16 protein-coding genes and 1 tRNA gene are annotated in these 17454 nt (G+C 72.4%); 6 read left to right on the plus strand and 11 right to left on the minus strand.

Going from position 1 to position 17454, the window contains the following annotated elements; translation table 11 throughout:
* Positions 1–2: 2 nt before the first annotated feature.
* From OG776_RS21905 to OG776_RS21920, 4 genes are all read right to left on the minus strand, one after another.
* On the minus strand, positions 3–479 hold the full coding sequence (locus tag OG776_RS21905) for a copper chaperone PCu(A)C (protein WP_329322333.1): 477 nt from the start codon (positions 477–479) through the stop codon (positions 3–5).
* Positions 476–1129: an SCO family protein gene (locus tag OG776_RS21910; RefSeq protein WP_148009225.1), complete on the minus strand. Its 654-nt coding sequence runs from the start codon at positions 1127–1129 to the stop codon at positions 476–478. The genes OG776_RS21905 and OG776_RS21910 overlap by 4 nt, the downstream gene beginning before the upstream one ends.
* A gap of 105 nt (positions 1130–1234) precedes the next feature.
* Complete coding sequence (locus tag OG776_RS21915; RefSeq protein WP_148009224.1) at positions 1235–1969, minus strand: YcnI family copper-binding membrane protein; 735 nt, start codon at positions 1967–1969, stop codon at positions 1235–1237.
* A gap of 144 nt (positions 1970–2113) precedes the next feature.
* The gene (locus OG776_RS21920) at positions 2114–2983 is read right to left on the minus strand and encodes a hypothetical protein (RefSeq protein ID WP_148009223.1); all 870 of its coding nucleotides are present in this window, start codon (positions 2981–2983) and stop codon (positions 2114–2116) included.
* 233 nt (positions 2984–3216) lie between these two features.
* Between OG776_RS21920 and OG776_RS21925 the strand changes: the two genes are divergently transcribed.
* Positions 3217–3672, plus strand: a complete 456-nt coding sequence (locus OG776_RS21925; protein ID WP_329322336.1) for an ATP-binding protein — start codon at positions 3217–3219, stop codon at positions 3670–3672.
* Here OG776_RS21925 and OG776_RS21930 read toward each other — a convergent pair.
* The 4 genes from OG776_RS21930 to OG776_RS21945 form a co-directional block, all read right to left on the minus strand.
* Complete coding sequence (locus OG776_RS21930) at positions 3635–5011, minus strand: MFS transporter (protein ID WP_329322337.1); 1377 nt, start codon at positions 5009–5011, stop codon at positions 3635–3637. The two genes, OG776_RS21925 and OG776_RS21930, sit on opposite strands and share 38 nt — an antisense overlap.
* Positions 5012–5088: 77 nt before the next feature.
* Positions 5089–6465 carry a MocR-like pyridoxine biosynthesis transcription factor PdxR gene (pdxR, locus tag OG776_RS21935; RefSeq protein ID WP_329322339.1) on the minus strand — a complete coding sequence of 459 codons (1377 nt, stop codon included), beginning with the start codon at positions 6463–6465 and terminating at the stop codon, positions 5089–5091.
* A 74-nt stretch (positions 6466–6539) separates the two neighbouring features.
* A complete protein-coding gene (locus OG776_RS21940) occupies positions 6540–8027 on the minus strand; it encodes an aminopeptidase P family protein (protein WP_148009222.1) in 1488 nt (495 codons plus the stop codon).
* Positions 8028–8289: 262 nt separating this feature from the next.
* Positions 8290–9852 carry a PP2C family protein-serine/threonine phosphatase gene (locus OG776_RS21945; protein WP_329322341.1) on the minus strand — a complete coding sequence of 521 codons (1563 nt, stop codon included), beginning with the start codon at positions 9850–9852 and terminating at the stop codon, positions 8290–8292.
* A gap of 482 nt (positions 9853–10334) precedes the next feature.
* Between OG776_RS21945 and OG776_RS21950 the strand changes: the two genes are divergently transcribed.
* The gene (locus OG776_RS21950) at positions 10335–11000 is read left to right on the plus strand and encodes a bifunctional DNA primase/polymerase (RefSeq protein WP_329322343.1); all 666 of its coding nucleotides are present in this window, start codon (positions 10335–10337) and stop codon (positions 10998–11000) included.
* A 55-nt stretch (positions 11001–11055) separates the two neighbouring features.
* Positions 11056–11649 carry a hypothetical protein gene (locus OG776_RS21955; RefSeq protein ID WP_261994526.1) on the plus strand — a complete coding sequence of 198 codons (594 nt, stop codon included), beginning with the start codon at positions 11056–11058 and terminating at the stop codon, positions 11647–11649.
* A 249-nt stretch (positions 11650–11898) separates the two neighbouring features.
* On the opposite strand, the gene OG776_RS21960 is transcribed toward OG776_RS21955, so the two are convergent.
* From OG776_RS21960 to OG776_RS21970, 3 genes are all read right to left on the minus strand, one after another.
* Complete coding sequence (locus OG776_RS21960) at positions 11899–12864, minus strand: DUF5926 family protein (protein ID WP_329322345.1); 966 nt, start codon at positions 12862–12864, stop codon at positions 11899–11901.
* Positions 12865–12976: 112 nt separating this feature from the next.
* Positions 12977–13615 (minus strand): ATP-binding protein, encoded by a 639-nt coding sequence (locus tag OG776_RS21965; protein ID WP_148009218.1) that lies wholly within the window; start codon positions 13613–13615, stop codon positions 12977–12979.
* Positions 13616–13730: 115 nt separating this feature from the next.
* Positions 13731–14540, minus strand: coding sequence for a glycerophosphodiester phosphodiesterase (locus OG776_RS21970; protein WP_148009217.1), 810 nt, complete (start codon positions 14538–14540; stop codon positions 13731–13733).
* Between the two features lie 267 nt (positions 14541–14807).
* Here OG776_RS21970 and OG776_RS21975 point away from each other — a divergent pair, with 267 nt between their 5' ends.
* The 3 genes from OG776_RS21975 to OG776_RS21985 all read left to right on the plus strand — a co-directional run bounded on the left by OG776_RS21975 (position 14808) and on the right by OG776_RS21985 (position 17426).
* Positions 14808–16319 carry a trypsin-like peptidase domain-containing protein gene (locus tag OG776_RS21975; protein ID WP_148009216.1) on the plus strand — a complete coding sequence of 504 codons (1512 nt, stop codon included), beginning with the start codon at positions 14808–14810 and terminating at the stop codon, positions 16317–16319.
* Between the two features lie 46 nt (positions 16320–16365).
* Positions 16366–16452, plus strand: a tRNA-Ser gene (locus tag OG776_RS21980).
* Between the two features lie 425 nt (positions 16453–16877).
* Positions 16878–17426: a hypothetical protein gene (locus OG776_RS21985; protein WP_148009215.1), complete on the plus strand. Its 549-nt coding sequence runs from the start codon at positions 16878–16880 to the stop codon at positions 17424–17426.
* Positions 17427–17454: the final 28 nt, after the last annotated feature.

The following is a 17454-nucleotide window of genomic DNA, read 5'->3' on the forward strand; positions in this document are numbered from 1 at the left end:
CCTCAGTGCCCGGTCTTCGGGTTGTACGTCGCGGATTTCACCGGCATGGAGACCTTCACCGTGCCGGTCCTGGCGAAGTGCAGCGTCAGCGACACCTTCTCGCCCTCATGGGGTCTGTGGGTGAGCTTTTCGAACATGAGGTGGTTGCCGCCGCTGGAGAAGGCGAGCGTGCCGTCCGCGGGTATGGCGAACGACTTCTCCTCCTCCATCGCGCCGCCCTTGGTGGAGTGCAGCGTGACGTCGTCGGACAGGTCGCTGGTGACCGAGGTGAGCGTGTCGGTGCCGCCGGAGTTGGTGACGGTGAAGAATCCGGCCGCCATGGTGTCCGTCACGGGGGCGGGCATGTAGGCCCCGGTGACCTCGAGTTCGGGCCGGGAGCCCGTCGCGGCCGCGGAGTCGTCGGAGCCGCAGCCCGTCAGCGCCAGCGCCAGGGCGAGACCCGCGACCGGCACCGCCGCGGCTTTCCGGGGGCGCCTCACGGAGTCTCCCCCTTGACCAGCTTGGGCAGGTCCTTGGTGTAGTCGTCGACGGTCGCGTCCTCGCTGTACAGCACATAGCCCCCGTCGGTCTTCGGCGAGAACGCGATGACCTGGGTGCCGTGCACGGAGACGAGCTTGCCGTTCTTGTCCTTCGTGGTCGGCTCGACGGAGATGCCCAGCCCCCGGGCGCCGGCCTGGACGGTGGCGAAGTCGCCGGTCAGGCCGATGAAGGACGGGTCGATCCCCTTGAGCCAGGTGCCGAGCGCGGCGGGGGTGTCGCGTCCCGGGTCGGTGGTGACGAACACGACGCGGAGCGCGTCCTGCTCGGCCTTGGGCAGCTGCTTCTTGGCGACGGCGAGATTGCTCATCGTCGTGGGGCAGACGTCGGGGCAGTGGGTGTAGCCGAAGTAGATCAGCGTCGGCCGGCCCTTGGTCTCCGTGAGGAGGTCGTACTTCTTGCCGTGCGTGTCGGTGAGGACGAGGTCCGGCTTCGTGTACGGCTTGTCGAGGACTGTCGCGACCCCGCCCGATCCCGCCTCGGCGGACACGTCGGCGATCGGCTTGCCGCCGTCGTCACCGCTGCCGCAGGCGGAAAGGCTCAGTGCGGCGGCGGCGAACAGGGCGGCGACGGCATAGGTCTTCTTGCGCATAGAAAAATGTCCCAGATGTGAGGGCTCCGGTGTGCACCGGGGTCGTACGGCGCCGGTGTCGGGCCGTACGACCTGCCGGTGCACCGCGGAGGGGTGCGGTGGGCCTCAGGCGGCGGCGCGGCGGCGGCCGGCCACGACGCCGTACGCCACACCCGCCACGCCGACGACGATGCCCACGACGCCCAGGACGCGGGCCGTGGTGTCCGAGCCGGAGGACGAGGCGGCGGAAGCGGTCTTACCGGCGGCCGGGGCGGAGGTGGCGGAGGCGTCCTCGGCGGCCGGGGAACCGTGGTGGCCCTCCTCGGACGCGGCGGAGAGCGTCAGTACCGGAGCCGGGTTCTCGGGCTCCTCCGCACCTTCCTTCTGCGGCTCGATCCAGCGCACGACCTCCTTGTTGTCGTACGTCTGGACCGCCTTGAAGACCAGCTCGTCCGTGTCCTCGGGCAGCTGGCCGACCGAGAGCGGGAACTTCTGGAAGAAGCCCGGCTCGATGCCCTTGCCGGTGGCGGTCCAGGTCACCTTGGAGACGGCCTCGGAGATCTTCTCACCGTGCAGGGTGAGCGGCTTGGCCAGCTTGCTCCGGGTCACCTTCACGGACCAGCCGTCGAGCGGCTGCGGCATCACGGACGCGAGCGGGTGGTCGGTGGGGAGGTTCACCTCGAGCTTGGTGGTCGCGGAGTCGTCACGCTCGTTGGGGACCTTGAAGTCGACGACGGCGTACCCGCCCTTGGCGGCCGGACCCTCCGGCTGGACGCTGACGTGCGCGAAGGCGGGGACGGACAGGGCGAGAACGGCCGAGGCGGCGACGGCGCCGGCGGCGGCGATACGGGAAGCCTTCATGGAAGAGAACACTCCACTTTCAGTCCGATGAGGAAGGGGAATGCGTGCCGGCGGCCGCGGAGCGGAACTCCGTGCGAGGCGTCGTCGGGCACGCGCGTGCCGCACGGCGGCGGCCCCTTCGTGATCGTGAAGTGGTGCGCCGTGTCAGGCAGCGAGGACGAGAGCGCCGGAGCGTGGCGGTCCGCGCCGGACGACGGAGTGCTGGAGCGCGGTGGTGTGCGGCTCGGGAGCGGCCCGCGGAGCGCGCCGCGGGGTGCGCGGTGCGACGCCCGGGGTCCCCGGGAGCCCCGCCCGCAGGGCGCGGACGAGCGCGAGCGCGGCGCGCAGGGCGCGTACGAGCGCGCCCTCCGCCACCCCGTGGGCGGACAGCCGCATGAGCCGCAGCAGCGCGAGGTCGCCGTGGCGCAGGACCCATCCGGCGGCGACGGCCGCGAGGACGTGGCCGAGCAGCATCGGCAGCGAGGGCAGCAGCCCCATCGAGGAGCCGGCCGCGGAGGACACCGCGTCCGCGGGGTGGTGCATCGGCATGGCGGACATGGCGGACATGGAGTCCATCGAGGACGCGGACATGGGCATGGACTGCGTCATGTCCGTGTCGAGCCGCGCGTCGGCCAGGATCCGCTGGGCCTGCGCGGGACTGATCGACGCCGCGGTCGCGCCGCACACGATGCGGGCGGCCCGCTCCACGAGCGACATGTCGGCCGTCGTCGGGGAGCCGGAGCCCGCCGCCATGGAACCGGACGTGCCGAGTCCGAAGAGCGTGTGCAGCGCGGTCTGGCCCACGGCGAGCACCGCCGCGATGCCCGGAAGTGTCCGCTCACGTCCCGCCAGCGGGGCGGCGACGGAGAAGACGGCGAGGAAGCCCGCCCCCAGGGTCCACATCGGGACGGCCGCGCAGGACGCGATCCCATGACCGGCCGCGGCCAGCACGACGCAGACCGCGGCGAACATCGCGGCCCGCAGCATCCGGAGCCCTGGTCCGGAGCGCGCCCGGCGGGGGTGGGGGGCAGTCATGGCGGGCCCATCATCGCACTGGCCGCCCCCGCGCCCCACGGCAGGTCCGCAAGGTGACCTCCCGCGCGGTACGGCACGGAAGATGCCCATCCGGGCCGAACCGTCCGCACATACACCCTCCCTGACGCGCACACATCCGCCGTATGGGCGGCATCACGTCGATGGGGTGATTGCGCGGGGGTGGTCGCGGCAATACGTAACGGTATGTCGAGCCGCGGCCTGGAGGCTGGAGCATGAGCATCTGGTGGTCACTCCATCTGCGGCGCGAGGCTGCGAGCGTCCCCCTCGCCCGGCGGCTGCTGCTCGGCACGATGGAGACGGCGGGCGTCGACCCGGACATCTCCTACGACCTCTCCGTCGCGCTCACGGAGGCCTGCGCCAACGCTGTCGAACACGGCGGCGCCCTCGCGCACGGCGCCGCCACCGAGGCCTACCGGGTCACGGCCTACCTCGACGGCGAGAAGTGCCGCATCGAAGTCGCCGACGACGGTCCCGGATTCCCCACGGGGCGGGTCCGTACGCCGCTCCGCCCGGCCCGCGCCGACGACGAGCACGGCCGGGGACTCTGTCTGATCCAAGAACTCGCCGACCACGTCCGGTTCGACAACGAGCCGGGCCGGGGCGGCGCGGTGGTCAGTTTCGACAAGGTCCTCAAGTGGCGTGCGGACGCGCCTCTGATGGCCGTCTGACCGGACGCTCCCCGGCGACGGCACTCCGCCCCGCCGGGTCCCGCCCCGCCCCGTCCCGCACCCGACTGTCCCGTGTCCCCGCGTCCGGGCGTCCCGCGCTTCCCGCACCCGCGCGTCCCGCGTTCCCGCCTCCGGTGTCCCCGGGCGCCGTCCGCCCGGCGGCCCACCGTGCCGCGGGCCCCGTCCCGTACGACGCGCCCAGCATCAGGAGCCCCAGCAGCACCCACCCCGGCGTTCCCCAGCCCACCAGCAGGGCCGTCAGGACCAGCGGGCCCAGGGTGCGGGCGACCGTGACGCCGGTGCCGAAGAATCCCTGGTACTCGCCCACGCGGTCGGCCGGGGCGAGGCCGAGCCCCAGGTGCCAGGAGCCCGCCGACTGCTGCATCTCGGCGACGACCTGGAGCACCGCGCCCGCCACGAGGACCCCGGCCGCGACCCACGGCGCGGTGCCCGACGACAGGGCGAACACCGCGCAGGAGGCGAACATGACGAGCCCCGAGCGGCGGATCACGCGCGTGGCCGAGGTGAGGTCCGTGACACCGCGGGCCGTCCGCACCTGGAAGACCATCACCGCGCCGGTGTTGAGGACGAACAGCGCGGAGACCAGCCAGGCGGGTGCCGAGGTCCGTTCCGTGATCCACAGCGGGACGCCCAGACTGAGCAGCGGCATCCGCAGCAGCAGCACGGCGTTCAGCAGGGTGACGAGGACGTAGGGACGGTCGCGCAGGACCCCGGTCCCGTGCCGTCGGACCGTCCCGGCCGCGGGCGGGGACGGCAGCCGCAGCAGCAGCGCCGCGCAGAGCAGGAAGCTCACCGCGTCCAGCCCGAACACCCCGAGATACGCGGTCCGTGTCCCGGCGTGCAGGGCGAGCCCGCCGAGCCCCGCGCCCACGGCCAGGCCGGCGTTGAGCGTCGACTGGAGGTACGCGAGCAGCCCGGTCCGCTCCCCGGCGGGCACCAGGCCGGCGAGCAGGGCCTGCCGCGCCGCGGCCAGACCCGACTGCGCGGCGGCGTACGCGCAGGCCGCCGCGACGAAGGGGACGAAGCCGCGTACGACGAGGAACGAGGCCACCGCGAGCCCGGTCGCCACCGCCAGCAGCACCGCCGTGCCGCGCGGCCCGCGCCGATCCGCGAGCCGCCCGAGCGGCACTCCCACCAGGGAGCCGACCCCCCAGGCGACGGTCAGGCCGAGTCCCACGCGCGCGGGGGCCAGGCCGACGACGTGCGTGAAGTAGAGCGCGGAGGTCACGTAATAGGCGCCGTCTCCCACGGAGTTGGCCAACTGCGCCAGGGCGAGGACGCGGCGTGGACCCGGGGGCGGGACGAGGGGGTTCGTCATGCGGACGACCCTAGGAGCGCGGTGGACCTCCGGGCAGGTCCAATCACGGCGCCGTTCCATGGTCCGATCGAGACCGCTCAGGCGCCCTCCAGCACCCGCCCCAGCATCTCCAGCGCCTCGGGGTACGCCCCCTCCCGCGGTGTCCCGTACCCCACGACCAGCCCCTGCGGCCGGTCCGCCCCGGGTGTGTGCCAGTGGTCACCGAGCCGTCCCACCTGCAGCCCCAGCGCCCCCGCCCGGGCCCTGGCCCCCGTCTCGTCCGTGACCTCCACCAGCGCGTGCAGCCCGGCCGCGATCCCCCGCACGTTCCGGGACGTGCCGAGCCGCGCCAGGAGCTGGTCCCGGCGGCGCCGGTAGCGGAGCCGGCAGGCCCGCACATGCCGGTCGTACGCGTGACCGGTGATCATCTCGGCCAGCGCCAGCTGGCCGACGACCTCGGTGTGATGGTCACTGTGCAGCTTCGCGTCGGTCACCGCGTCGACCAGGTGCGGCGGCAGCACCATCCAGCCGAGCCGCAGCGCGGGGCCGAGGGTCTTGGAGGCCGTGCCGAGATACGCGACCTGCCCCGGTGCCATCCCCTGGAGGGCGCCGACGGGCTGCCGGTCGTAGCGGAACTCCCCGTCGTAGTCGTCCTCGACGACCAGTGCCCCGTGGGCGCGGGCCCAGTCGGTGAGCGCCCGCCGGCGCCGCGGATGCAGGGTGACCCCGGTCGGATACTGGTGCGCGGGCGTGACCACCGCCGCACCGGCGCCGGTGGCCGCCAACTCCGCCGCGCGGGCCCCGCGTTCGTCGACCGGAAGCGGAACCACCGTTCCACCGGCCCGCCGCACCACGTCCCGGTGGAAGGGCAGCCCCGGGTCCTCCATCGCTACCACCGCGCCGCCGCCCAGTACACGGGTGAGCAGCGCGAGCCCCTGCACGTACCCCGAGGTGATCACGATCCGCTCCGGCGGCGCGATCACACCGCGGGCCCGCCCCAGATAACCGGACAGCGCGGTCCGCAGTTCGATCCGGCCGCGCGGATCCCCGTAGCCGTACGCCGAGGCGGGCGCCGTCGCGATCGCCCGGCGCAGCGTCCGCAGCCAGGCGGCGGCCGGGAACGCGCCGACGTCCGGGCTGCCCGGCCGCAGGTCGAGACGCGGGGCACGCGCGCGTGCCGCCTGCCCGGGGGTCTCCGGGAAGACGGCGGGCAGCGGTGCCACCTCGGTGCCCGCTCCCTGCCGCGCCGTCAGATATCCCTCCGCGACGAGCTGGTCGTAGGCACCCTTCGCGGTGCCCCGGGAGATCCCCAGCTCGGCCGCCAGCCGCCGGGTCGCGGGCAGCCGCGTACCGGGCGCGAGCCGCCCCTCGCGCACCGCGTCGCGCAGCGCGCGTTCGAGCCCCGCCCGCCGGCCCGCCGCCACGTCCGGCTCCAGATGCAGATCCACACCGACACCGGACCAGAAGTCGTCCACGGAACCGGGCCCTCCCCCTCCCGAACGGGAGACGGCCGGGTACCCCGCGGGGTACCCGGCCGTCCTGTTCCTGCTCAGCCCTTCAGCGCGGCCATCCACGCCTCGACCTCGTCGGAGCGCCGCGGCAGCCCTTCCGACAGGTTCCGGTTGCCGTCCCGCGTGACCAGGATGTCGTCCTCGATGCGGACGCCGATGCCGCGGTACTCCTCGGGCACGGTCAGGTCGTCGGCCTGGAAGTACAGACCCGGCTCGACGGTCAGGCACATGCCCGGCTCCAGCGTGCCCTCCACGTACGTCTCGGTCCGCGCGGCAGCGCAGTCGTGGACGTCCATGCCGAGCATGTGGCCGGTGCCGTGCAGGGTCCAGCGGCGCTGCAGTCCGAGTTCCAGGACGCGCTCGACCGGGCCCTCGACCAGACCCCACTCGACGACCTTCTCCGCCAGCACGCGCTGCGCCGCGTCGTGGAAGTCGCGGTACTTGGCGCCCGGCTGGACGGCCGCGATACCGGCCTCCTGGGCCTCGTACACGGCGTCGTAGATCTTCTTCTGGATCGCGGTGTACGTGCCGTCGACCGGCAGCGTGCGCGTGACGTCGGCGGTGTAGAGGGTGTGCGTCTCGACACCCGCGTCCAGCAGGAGCAGGTCGCCGGAGCGGACGGGTCCGTCGTTGCGCACCCAGTGCAGCGTGCAGGCGTGCGGCCCGGCGGCGCAGATGGAGCCGTAGCCGATGTCGTTGCCCTCGACGCGGGCGCGCAGGAAGAAGGTGCCCTCGATGTAGCGCTCGCTCGTCGCCTCGGCCCTGTCCAGGATCTTCACGACGTCCTCGAAGCCGCGCACCGTCGAGTCGACGGCCTTCTGCAGCTCGCCGGCCTCGAACTCGTCCTTGACCAGCCGGGCCTCGGAGAGGAAGACCCGCAGCTCCTCGTCGCGCTCGGCGGTGACCTTGTCGGTCAGGGCCGCCTCGATGCCGGCGTCGTGGCCGCGCACGACCCGGACCGGGCCGGTGGCCTCCTTCAGCGCCGCGGCCAGTTCGCGGACGTCCGACGCCGGAATGCCGTACAACTGCTCGGCCTCGGTGAGGGAGTGGCGGCGGCCGACCCACAGTTCGCCCTGGCCGGACAGCCAGAACTCGCCGTTCTCCCGGTCGGAGCGCGGCAGCAGGTAGATCGTCGCCCGGTGGCCGTCCGCGGCCGGCTCCATGACCAGGACGCCGTCCTCGGTCAGGTTGCCGGTCAGGTAGGCGTACTCGACCGAGGCGCGGAAGGGGTACTCCGTGTCGTTCGACCGGGTCTTCAGATTGCCCGCGGGGATCACCAGACGCTCGCCCGGGAAACGCGCGGAGAGCGCGGCGCGGCGGGCGGCGGTGTGCTCGGCCTGCGCGATCGGCTCCAGGCCGTGCAGCTCGGTGTCGGCCCAGCCGGACTTCATGCTCTCGGCGAGTTCGTCCGACACGCCCGGGTACAGGCCGTTCTTGCGCTGCTTGATCGGCTCTTCCTCGACCGCTTCGTCAGCGGCATCGTCGAGCACGGCTTCCGGGGTCTCCGGGGTGAGCGCCTCCGACACGGTCTGCCTCCTTGATACGACTCTGGACCGCCTCCATCGTACGGTCGTACGGGAGCGGTCCCGGGGCGGGAAGCCCTTTACCCCCGGAGCTCACCGCGTGTGCGGGGGGGCTCACCGTGCGTACCGTCCGGGGTCCCGTGGCGCACGCCGGGGCGCACGGCACGTGAGAGGGCGGGCACGTGGAGTGCCCGCCGGGGCCGGGGCGCCACCCGGGACCGTCGCCGCAGGTGCCCGCCCGGGGGACGGCGCGCACCGGGCACGGTCACTCGAAGCGGGCCGCCAGCAGCACCACGTCCTCGTCGCCCCCCGGTCCGGGTGCCGCCGGGCCCGCGGAGACCCCGGGCCCGGGGGAGCCGGCCCCGCCGTCGTCCGGCAGCACGCTCCGCAGGACGTGGTCGGCGACGGCGCCGGGGTCCTCGCGCAGCGACCTGGGCACGCTCGCGGCCGCCGCGTGCAGCCGGGCGAACGCGCGGTCCATGGGGTCGCCGGTGCGGTGCAGCAGGCCGTCGGTGTAGAGCAGCACGGTCTCGCCGGCCTCGACGGTCAGCTCGACGCTCGGCGCCTCCCAGCAGGCGAGCATGCCCAGCGGCGCGGAGAGCGAGGTCTCCACGAACTCCGTGCGCCGGGCGCCGATGAGCAGCGGCGGACTGTGACCGGCGCCGGCGAGGGTGATCCTGCGCAGGGCGGGCTCGCAGTAGGCGAAGAGGGCGGTCGCGGAGCGGGCGGGCTCGGTCAGCCGCAGCAGCAGTTCGAGGTCGGACAGAACGGCGACCGGGTCCTCGCCCTCCATCACGGCGTACGCGCGCAGCGAGGCCCTCAGCCGGCCCATCGCGGCGATCGCGCTGGGTCCCGACCCGGTGACGGACCCGACCGCGAGACCGAGCGCCGCGTCGGGCAGGGGCAGCGCGTCGTACCAGTCACCGCCGCCGCGCGGACCCGTGCGGTGACGGGCGGCCAGCTGGATACCGGCGACCCGGGGGAGCCGCGGGGGGAGCAGTTCCTCGGCGACCGTCGTCAGGCACGCCCGTGTGCGCTCCAGTTCCACCAGCCGCGCCAGGTGCTCGGCCGCGTACCGGGCGTAGAGGCCGGCGAGATGGCGCTGGCGTTCCACCGGTTCGGCGGGCTCGTCGTAGAGCCAGACGGCGGCACCCAGCCGGCCCGCCGTCCTGGTGGACAGGGGCAGCGTGTAGCTCGCGGCGTAGCCGAGCCGTGCGGCCACCTCGCGGTGGCGGGGGTCGAGACCGTCCTCGGAGAGGAGGTCGGGCTGGGCGATCCCGGCGTCGCCGGGCAGGCCGTCGAGGATCCTGCCGTACGACATGGAGCTGCGCGGAACGGTCTCGATGTGGCCGAGGTCGGCGCGGCCCAGGCCGAGGCCGACGGTGGTGTCCGGACCGAGTCCGTCGCCGGGCTCCAGCACCACGAGACCGCGCCGCGCGCCCACCAGGGAGGCTCCGGCGCGCAGCAGTTCCTGCAGCGCGTCGCTCAGCACCGCCGTGCGCGCCAGGCGCTCGGTGAGTTCGTGGAGCGTCGTGAGGTCGGAGACCCAGCCGGCGAGCCGGTCCTGGAGGACGAGTCCGGCGCCGGGGGCCGGAGGGGCCGGAGTGGCCGAAGCGGCGCCCGGGACGGACGATGAAGGAGCGACAGTGTGTGCGGGAGCGGGAACCGTTGAATCGATTCCGGCCACTTTCGGAAGATGAGGGGCGTTCATGGCGTCCGGCTTTCCGACCAGTGCGTATTGCTCGATGGCATCGCAAACCCCCATGTCGTTCTGCGCCGCTGGCAGTGTCTCCACATGTACACGCACTCGTGAGGGGATGTCCAGCATTGTCCTGCTGGGATTCCTGGTGTCCAGGAGACCCTCGGTAACCCTTGCGGGAAAGCAAAGTTGGCCTAAAACTGACTCGGGTAACACGTTATTGAGGTCGACTGGCCTCGTTCGACGGAGCGTCACAGCGGTCGTGGTGGGTACGTACTCGGTGAAGGCCAGGGGCGGTTGGGAACCGCCCGGAACCTGGAATCGGACCCGGGCGTCTTAACCACCGATGACCGTGCCCCATCCTCCCGTGGCGGAGGCGGCAAGCAATACGCGCGACAGCAAAACGCCAGGCGCCGCCACCCCACGCCATGCCCGTGCTGCGGAGAGACGCAGTATGGACGCGGACGCAGCCAATGCTCGGCCCAGAGGGGTTCCCCCTGCCGTGTGCGGGGGTGTGATGCGCCAGCAGGTACGCACAGTGAAGTGATCGACACATGACGTGATGTGATCCACGGTGTTGCCAGGCGTGCAACGGAAAGGAACGAGCGCTCATGCGCGAGATCCTCGGAAGGCGACGCAGGCTCCTGTCCCGGCGGAACAACGGGAGGCCTGAGATGCTCAGCGCGGCCCTGACCTTCGCGGCCGATTGGCGCTGGCCCGTACTCCCGGGTGTGGCACCGGATCCGCAGGGGCGTGCCCGCTGCGGCTGCCCGGACCCGGAGTGCACGGTGCCCGGCGCCCACCCCTTCGACCCCGGCCTCCTCGCGGCCACCGCGGACGAGCGCATGGTGCGCTGGTGGTGGACCAACCGGCCGTCGGCGCCCATCGTGCTGGCCACCGGCGGCAGAGCTCCCTGCGCGGTGAGCCTGCCCGCCCCCGCCGCGGCCCGCGCGCTCGACGCGCTCGACCGCAAGGGCATGCGCCTCGGCCCGGTCGTCGCGGCCCCCACGCGGTGGGCGATCCTCGTCGCGCCGTACTCGATGGAACAGCTCGGCGAGCTGCTCTACGCCAAGGACTTCGTACCGGGCTCCCTGCGCTTCCACGGCGAGGGCGGCTACATCGCGCTGCCCCCCTCCGAGACCGGCCAGGGCCGGATCCGCTGGGAGCGGGCTCCGCTGCCCGGTTCGGCCGCGCCCTGGGTGCCCGGTGTGGAGGCCGTGGTGGACGCCGTGGTGGAGGCGCTCACTCGTACGGGTGTGAGCGCGCCCGAGTTGTAGGGTGCTCCGGCGCGCGGTCGGCCGCACGCCCGCCCGGACTCGTATCTTCCGCCGTATGCAGCGTCATCCTGGCCGACACAGAGACACCCTGCCGCTGCGCGGCGGACCGGGGGCCCGAGGTGTCCGGCTGGGGGCGCTGACCGCCGTCGTGGCGTTCCTCGTCGCGCTGCCGCTGACCGTGGCGTCCGCGGGACCCGTCGGTGACGAGGGTCCCGGGGCCGTCGGCGTCTCGGTGCGCGTCGACGAGAAGGGGCGCGCACCGGGCTTCGGGAACGTCCCCACGACCGCGCCCCGGCTGCTCGGCCTCGGTCTGGTCACCGCCGCCCGGTGCGGCCCCGAGCTCTCCTCGCCGGACGGCATCGAGGCGCAGACCTGTGTCCTGACCCAGGGGAGGGAGACCTGGGCGCGGACCTACTACCGCAACGCGACCGGCGACGAGCTGAGCTCCGTACTGAGCCTCATGGGGCCGGCCGGCCGCGCCGTGGAGATGAGATGCGTGGTGGACGCGGAGGACGACCCGGGGGCGTGCGAGACGCCCAGGCGGCGCACGGCGGGCGGGCCGGGGGCGTACACGGCGGTCGCGGAGTTCGCGCGGGACGCCGGGGACGGGCCGCTGCTGCTGCGCTCGGGGAGCACCACGGGCTCGTAGCAACTTGCCTCTGTGGCAAGGGCGTTGGCGCCGTACGAGATTCCGGGCACGAAAAGACCCGGTTGCTGGCGACGGGGGATGCACCAGCAACCGGGCTACTCGAACGGTAACAAGAGATCGGCGGTTCGCAAATTCGATCTCGGCTATTCGGACACGGATTCCGCTGTCACCGCAGGGAGTTGTGACAGGGGTCACCTGTGCTCATGGACCTGGTCCGGCCGGCCGGTCGGTCAGCCGCGCGACCGGGTCTCAACTCAGCGTGACCTGCCGGTTGGTGAGTCCGCCGCGCGCCCGGCGTTCGTCCGCGGTGAGGGGGGTGTCCGAGGCCAGGGCGGTCGCCAGCCGGTCGGCGAACTCGGCCGCCGGCTTCTCGACGTCGTCGGCCGTGACACCGCTCGGCAGGTCCCAGACCGGCACCGTGAGTCCGTGCGCGCGGAAGGAGCCGACCAGCCGGGTGCCCTCGCCGAGACCCGACCGGCCGGCCGCGTGCAGCCGCGCGAGCGCGTCCAGAAGCTGTTCCTCGGGGTGCGGCATGACCCAGCGCAGGTGGTTCTTGTCCGGGGTCTCGCACCAGTAGGCGGCGTCGACGCCGGAGAGCTTCACGGTGGGGACGGCCGCGGCGTTGGCCCGCTCCAGGGAGGCGGCCACGTCCGGCGCCGCGTTCTCCACGTCCGGGACCCAGAACTCGAAGCCCGTGTGCACAACTGGCTCGAAGGCACCTTCGGGGTCGAGCAGTTCCTGCAGCCGCGGGCCGTCGGCCGGGGCACGGCGGCCCGGGACCGGGGTGCCGGGCTCCGCCGTGAGCGCGCGCCGCAGGGTGTCGGCGAGGTCGCGGCTGATGTCGCCGGACGCCGTGTCGTTCTGCAGGCCGAGCAGGACCGAGCCGTCGTCGCGGCGCAGCGCGGGCCACGCCATCGGCAGGACGGTGGCGAGCGTCACCGAGGGGACGTCCTCCGGGAGGCTCTCCCTGAGCTTCAGCTCGACGGTCGCGGCGGGCACCAGCTCGCGCAGCGCGACCCAGTCGCCCTCGCTCGGCAGTCCCTCGAAGGGGCGCTGCACCAGCTCGGTCACCGCGTGCGCGGCCGCCCGGCCGTGGCAGGCCTTGTAGCGGCGGCCGCTGCCGCAGGGGCAGGGCTCGCGAGCGCCGACAACCGGGATCTCCCCGTCCTGCTGCTGAGGCCGCGGGGCCTTCGTCTGGGGTCGCTTCTTGGCCATCGTGGGTGTCTCCCGATCACGGCTCGACTCGTACGGGCGCGAGCCTAGCCGTTCGCGCGACGGCCGATGGGACCCTGTGGACAACGCACCGGGTCGCATCGGAACCGGGGGTTCAGTCCAGGTCGTCGAAGGCGTCCGCGAAGTCCAGCTCGGGTATCGCGGACACGGCCGGTGACGCGACGCGCGTAGCGAAGTCGTCGCGCCGGTGTCCCGCCGCCGTGTCGGTGACGTCCTCCTGGACGACCACCCACACCGTGACCTCGCCGCGGGCGTCGTCGCGGACGCCCCAGTCCTTCGCCAGCGCGGTGATGATGTTCAGCCCGCGGCCGCCGTGCGCCGTGACCGAGGGGGTGGCCGGCACCGGACGGGTGGGTCCGCCGCCGTCCGTCACCTCGACGGTGAGTCTTCCGGCCGCGTCCACGCGCCAGGCGGCCCGCACGTCACCGTCGCCCGACAGGGCGTCGCCGAGCGGCCTGCCGTGCCGGCACGCGTTGCTCAGCAGTTCGGAAAGGATCAGTACGGCGTCGTCGACGACCGATTCCGCCATGCCCCCCGTGCGCAGTTGATCGCGCATCCGACGTCTTGCCTTCCCGACGCCCGCAGGGCCGTGGGGAACGGCCATGCTCGACGACGTGGGCACTTCCCGTGCCACCACCAACGCCACCCCCGAGACCTCCTTTGCCCCACGCCACGGTGTGGATGCCCCACGGGACTGAGCCGGAAACCGGCCAATCCACGTCTCCTGACGCACTCGTAACGATCGAATACGGAACGAACGCGCCGGTGCACTCCCCGTCACGACATGGCTGGATCTCGACTGTCGTTCGGGGTTTCGAACGGCGGGTTCCGGGGGACGGCGCGCGGGGTCAGCGGCCGAGCTGGCGCAGGACCGCGCGCGGACGGTTGGTGATGATGGCGTCGACGCCCAGCTCGGCGCAGAGGTCGACGTCCTCGGGCTCGTTCACGGTCCAGACGTGCACCTGGTGCCCGGCTCGTTTCAGCCGTTCGATGTAGCCGGGGTGGCTGCGTACGATCCGCATCGAGGGGCCCGCGATCCGGACACCCGCGGGCAGCCGTCCGTCGCGCAGCCGGGGCGAGACGAACTGCAGCAGATAGACCGTCGGCATGGTCGGTGACGCGGACCGGACGCGGTGCAGGGAGCGGGCCGAGAAACTCATCACGCGCACCGGTGAGGCCGCGGGGCTCTCGGGGGAATCCAGCCCGAACCGCTTGAGGAGCAGCAGCAGCCGGTCCTCGACCTGTCCGGCCCAGCGGGTGGGGTGCTTGGTCTCGATGGCCAGCTCGACGTGCCGGCCGGCGTCCGCGACGAGTTCGAGCAGCCGCTCCAGGGTGAGGACCGAGGTGTCCTCGGGGTCCCCGGGGCCGTACTCCCAGTCGGGGGACTCGTCGCGGTTCCGCCAGACGCCGAAGTCCAGTGCCGCCAGCTCGGCGAGTTCCAGGGCCGAGACCGCCCCGCGGCCGTTGGACGTACGGTTGACGCGACGGTCGTGGACGCAGACGAGGTGTCCGTCCGCGGTCAGCCGCACATCGCACTCGAGGGCGTCGGCACCGTCCTCGATCGCCTTCTTGTACGCGGCCAGGGTGTGCTCGGGTGCCTCTTCGGAGGCCCCGCGATGGGCGACGACCTGGATCGGGTGCTGTCGTGCGTGGGTCACCGCGTCATGGTGCCACCGCCTCGGGGTGTCCGTCGGGTCGGATACGCCACAAATGAACCCATTGCGCCAGAAAAGACCTATGTAAAGAATAGACGTGGACCCACAGCCACCGCTTATGGTGCTCTGACGTCCTGTGGGAAAAGCTGACGGCGTACAAAAAGCACATGCACACCAGCACAGCTGAATCGCGCCGGACCCGTCGACGAGCATGAGCGAGCGTGACCGAGTGCGACCGAGAACAACAGCCGTGGATCGAGGAGAAGAGCTGTGAGCACCGAGAACGAGGGCACCGCAGTACCCCCGGCCCCGTCCGCACCTCCCGTGCCGGTGGAAACTCCCGCTGCTTCCGCGCAGAACGCTGCGCCCGAAGGGGGCGCGCCGACCGCGCAGATCCCGTCGGTGCCTCCGGGCGCCCCCGGCGCACCGGGGCAGGCACCGGCGTACGCGTCGACGGGTACCGGGACGCCCGACCCGTACGGACACGGGGCGGGGACTCCCGGGGCGCAGGGTTACGGCTCCGGGGCCCCCGGGGGCGTTCCCGCGTCCGAGGCGGGCTGGCCGCCCCCGCCGCCGGCCACCCCCTCCTACGCGGACGGTGGCGGCTCGGGTGCCGGCGGGTGGGGTTCCACCTACGGGCAGCCCGCGCCGAAGCCGAAGAACGGACGGGGCGGTCTGGTCGCCGCCATCCTGGTGGCCGCGCTCGTCGCGGGCGGGGTCGGCGGTGGCATCGGCTACTCGCTGGCCAAGGGCAACGACAGCTCCACCGGTTCGACGACGGTCTCCGCCCCGAGCAACAGCGGTGACGTCAAGCGTGCCTCGGGCACGGTCGCGGGCGTGGCGGCCAGGGCGCTGCCGAGCACCGTCACGATCGAGGCCGAGAGCACCAACGGCGAGGGCGGCACCGGCACGGGCTTCGTCTTCGACAAGCAGGGCCACATCCTCACCAACAACCACGTGGTGGCGGACGCGGTCGACGGCGGCAAGCTCACGGCGACCTTCCCCGACGGCAAGAAGTACGACGCCGAGGTGGTCGGCCACGCGCAGGGCTACGACGTCGCGGTCATCAAGCTGAAGAACGCGCCGTCCGACCTCCAGCCGCTCGCCCTCGGCAACTCCGACAAGGTGGCCGTCGGCGACTCCACGATCGCGATCGGCGCCCCCTTCGGTCTGTCCAACACGGTGACCACCGGCATCATCAGCGCCAAGAACCGTCCGGTGGCCTCCAGCGACGGCAGCGCGAGCAGCAAGGCCTCGTACATGAGCGCCCTGCAGACGGACGCCTCGATCAACCCGGGCAACTCCGGTGGCCCGCTCCTGGACGCGCAGGGGTCCGTCATCGGCATCAACTCCGCGATCCAGTCGACGAGCGGGGGCGGCCTCGGCGGCAGCAGCCAGTCCGGTTCCATCGGTCTCGGCTTCGCGATCCCGATCAACCAGGCGAAGCACGTCGCCCAACAGCTCATCAAGACCGGCAAGCCGGTCTACCCGGTGATCGGCGCGTCGGTCTCCCTCGAAGAGGGCACCAGCGGCGCGAAGATCACCGAACAGGGCGCGAGCGGCTCCGCGGCGGTGACCTCCGGCGGCCCCGCCGACAAGGCCGGCCTGCGCCCCGGCGACGTCATCACCAAGCTCGACGACCAGGTGATCGACAGCGGTCCGACCCTGATCGGTGAGATCTGGACCCACCAGCCCGGCGACACCGTGAAGCTGACCTACACCCGCGACGGCAAGACCCGTACCACCGAGGTGACCCTGGGCCAGCGCGACGGCGACAGCTGACCGGTTAGTCTTGTCCCCGCGCCACCGGCGGATGTGGGTGGCGCGGGGTGGGTTGCCCGAGCGGCCTAAGGGAACGGTCTTGAAAACCGTCGTGGCAGCGATGTCACCGTGGGTTCAAATCCCACACCCACCGCGCAGGTACGAAGGGGCGTCCCCGTTCTCGGGGGCGCCCCTTCCGTGTGCGCGGCGGTGGGCGGGACGGCCCTGAGCCGTGGGTCCACCGCGTGCGGGACGTCCCGGGGCGGTGGGGAGGCCCTCGCCGTCCGGTGGGCGAAGGCGCATTCCTGTCTCGGCGGAATTCCGGCCGGGACTCCGCCGGAAGAGCTGACGGGCCGTCACGTAAAAGGGGCCACGTACTTTATCGCCGGATTCCCGGGGCCGCCATCGGAACTGAGCCGCATGTCGCAGACATGCCAGCATCTGGCCTAACAGGGCGGGGTGAACCGTTATCGCATGCGGTTCGCACGGAAAGCGTGATGAGGCTGGATGCGACTCGACGTCAGCATCCTCGGACCGATCGGACAGTTCCCTCGCTCGTGCGAGGAGAGAGGACGCAAGATGTCCCCGAAACTCAAGGTGATGCGCGACCGGCGCGAAGACGAGCGCGCTCCCTCGCGTCACCCCCGCCTGGGTGCGAGGGCGGCGGCCCTGGTCGTGCTCGGTGGCGGGGTGGTGGGCCTCTGGGCGGCGCCCATGGCGCACGCCGCGGGTCATGACACGCACCACCGGAGCTTCCACTCCAGCAAGGTCTTCACCTTCCCCGACGGTGAGGCGCAGGTCGACCTGTCGGCCTTCAAGGACGACGAGGGCGTCGACGACGCCTACGACCGGCAGATGTCCAAGGGCGACGAGGACGCCGACGACCAGAGGGCCTTCAAGGACGAGGCGGACGCCGACGGAGTCGAGGGCGCGGACGACGAGAAGGCGTACCGGGGCGGCAAGGACGACGACTACTTCGACCCGGACTACGACCTGTGGGACTTCTTCGGTGACGGGCTGCGGATCACCGTCAACGTCAACAACAACAATAACAACAACAACGCGGCGAACGCCAACAACAACAACAATAACAACAACGGAAGTCGCACCAACGTCAACAACAACTGATTTCCGCGGTCCGGGTGGAGGGAAATCC

The organism is Streptomyces sp. NBC_01689 (assembly GCF_036250675.1).
Classification (GTDB): domain Bacteria; phylum Actinomycetota; class Actinomycetes; order Streptomycetales; family Streptomycetaceae; genus Streptomyces.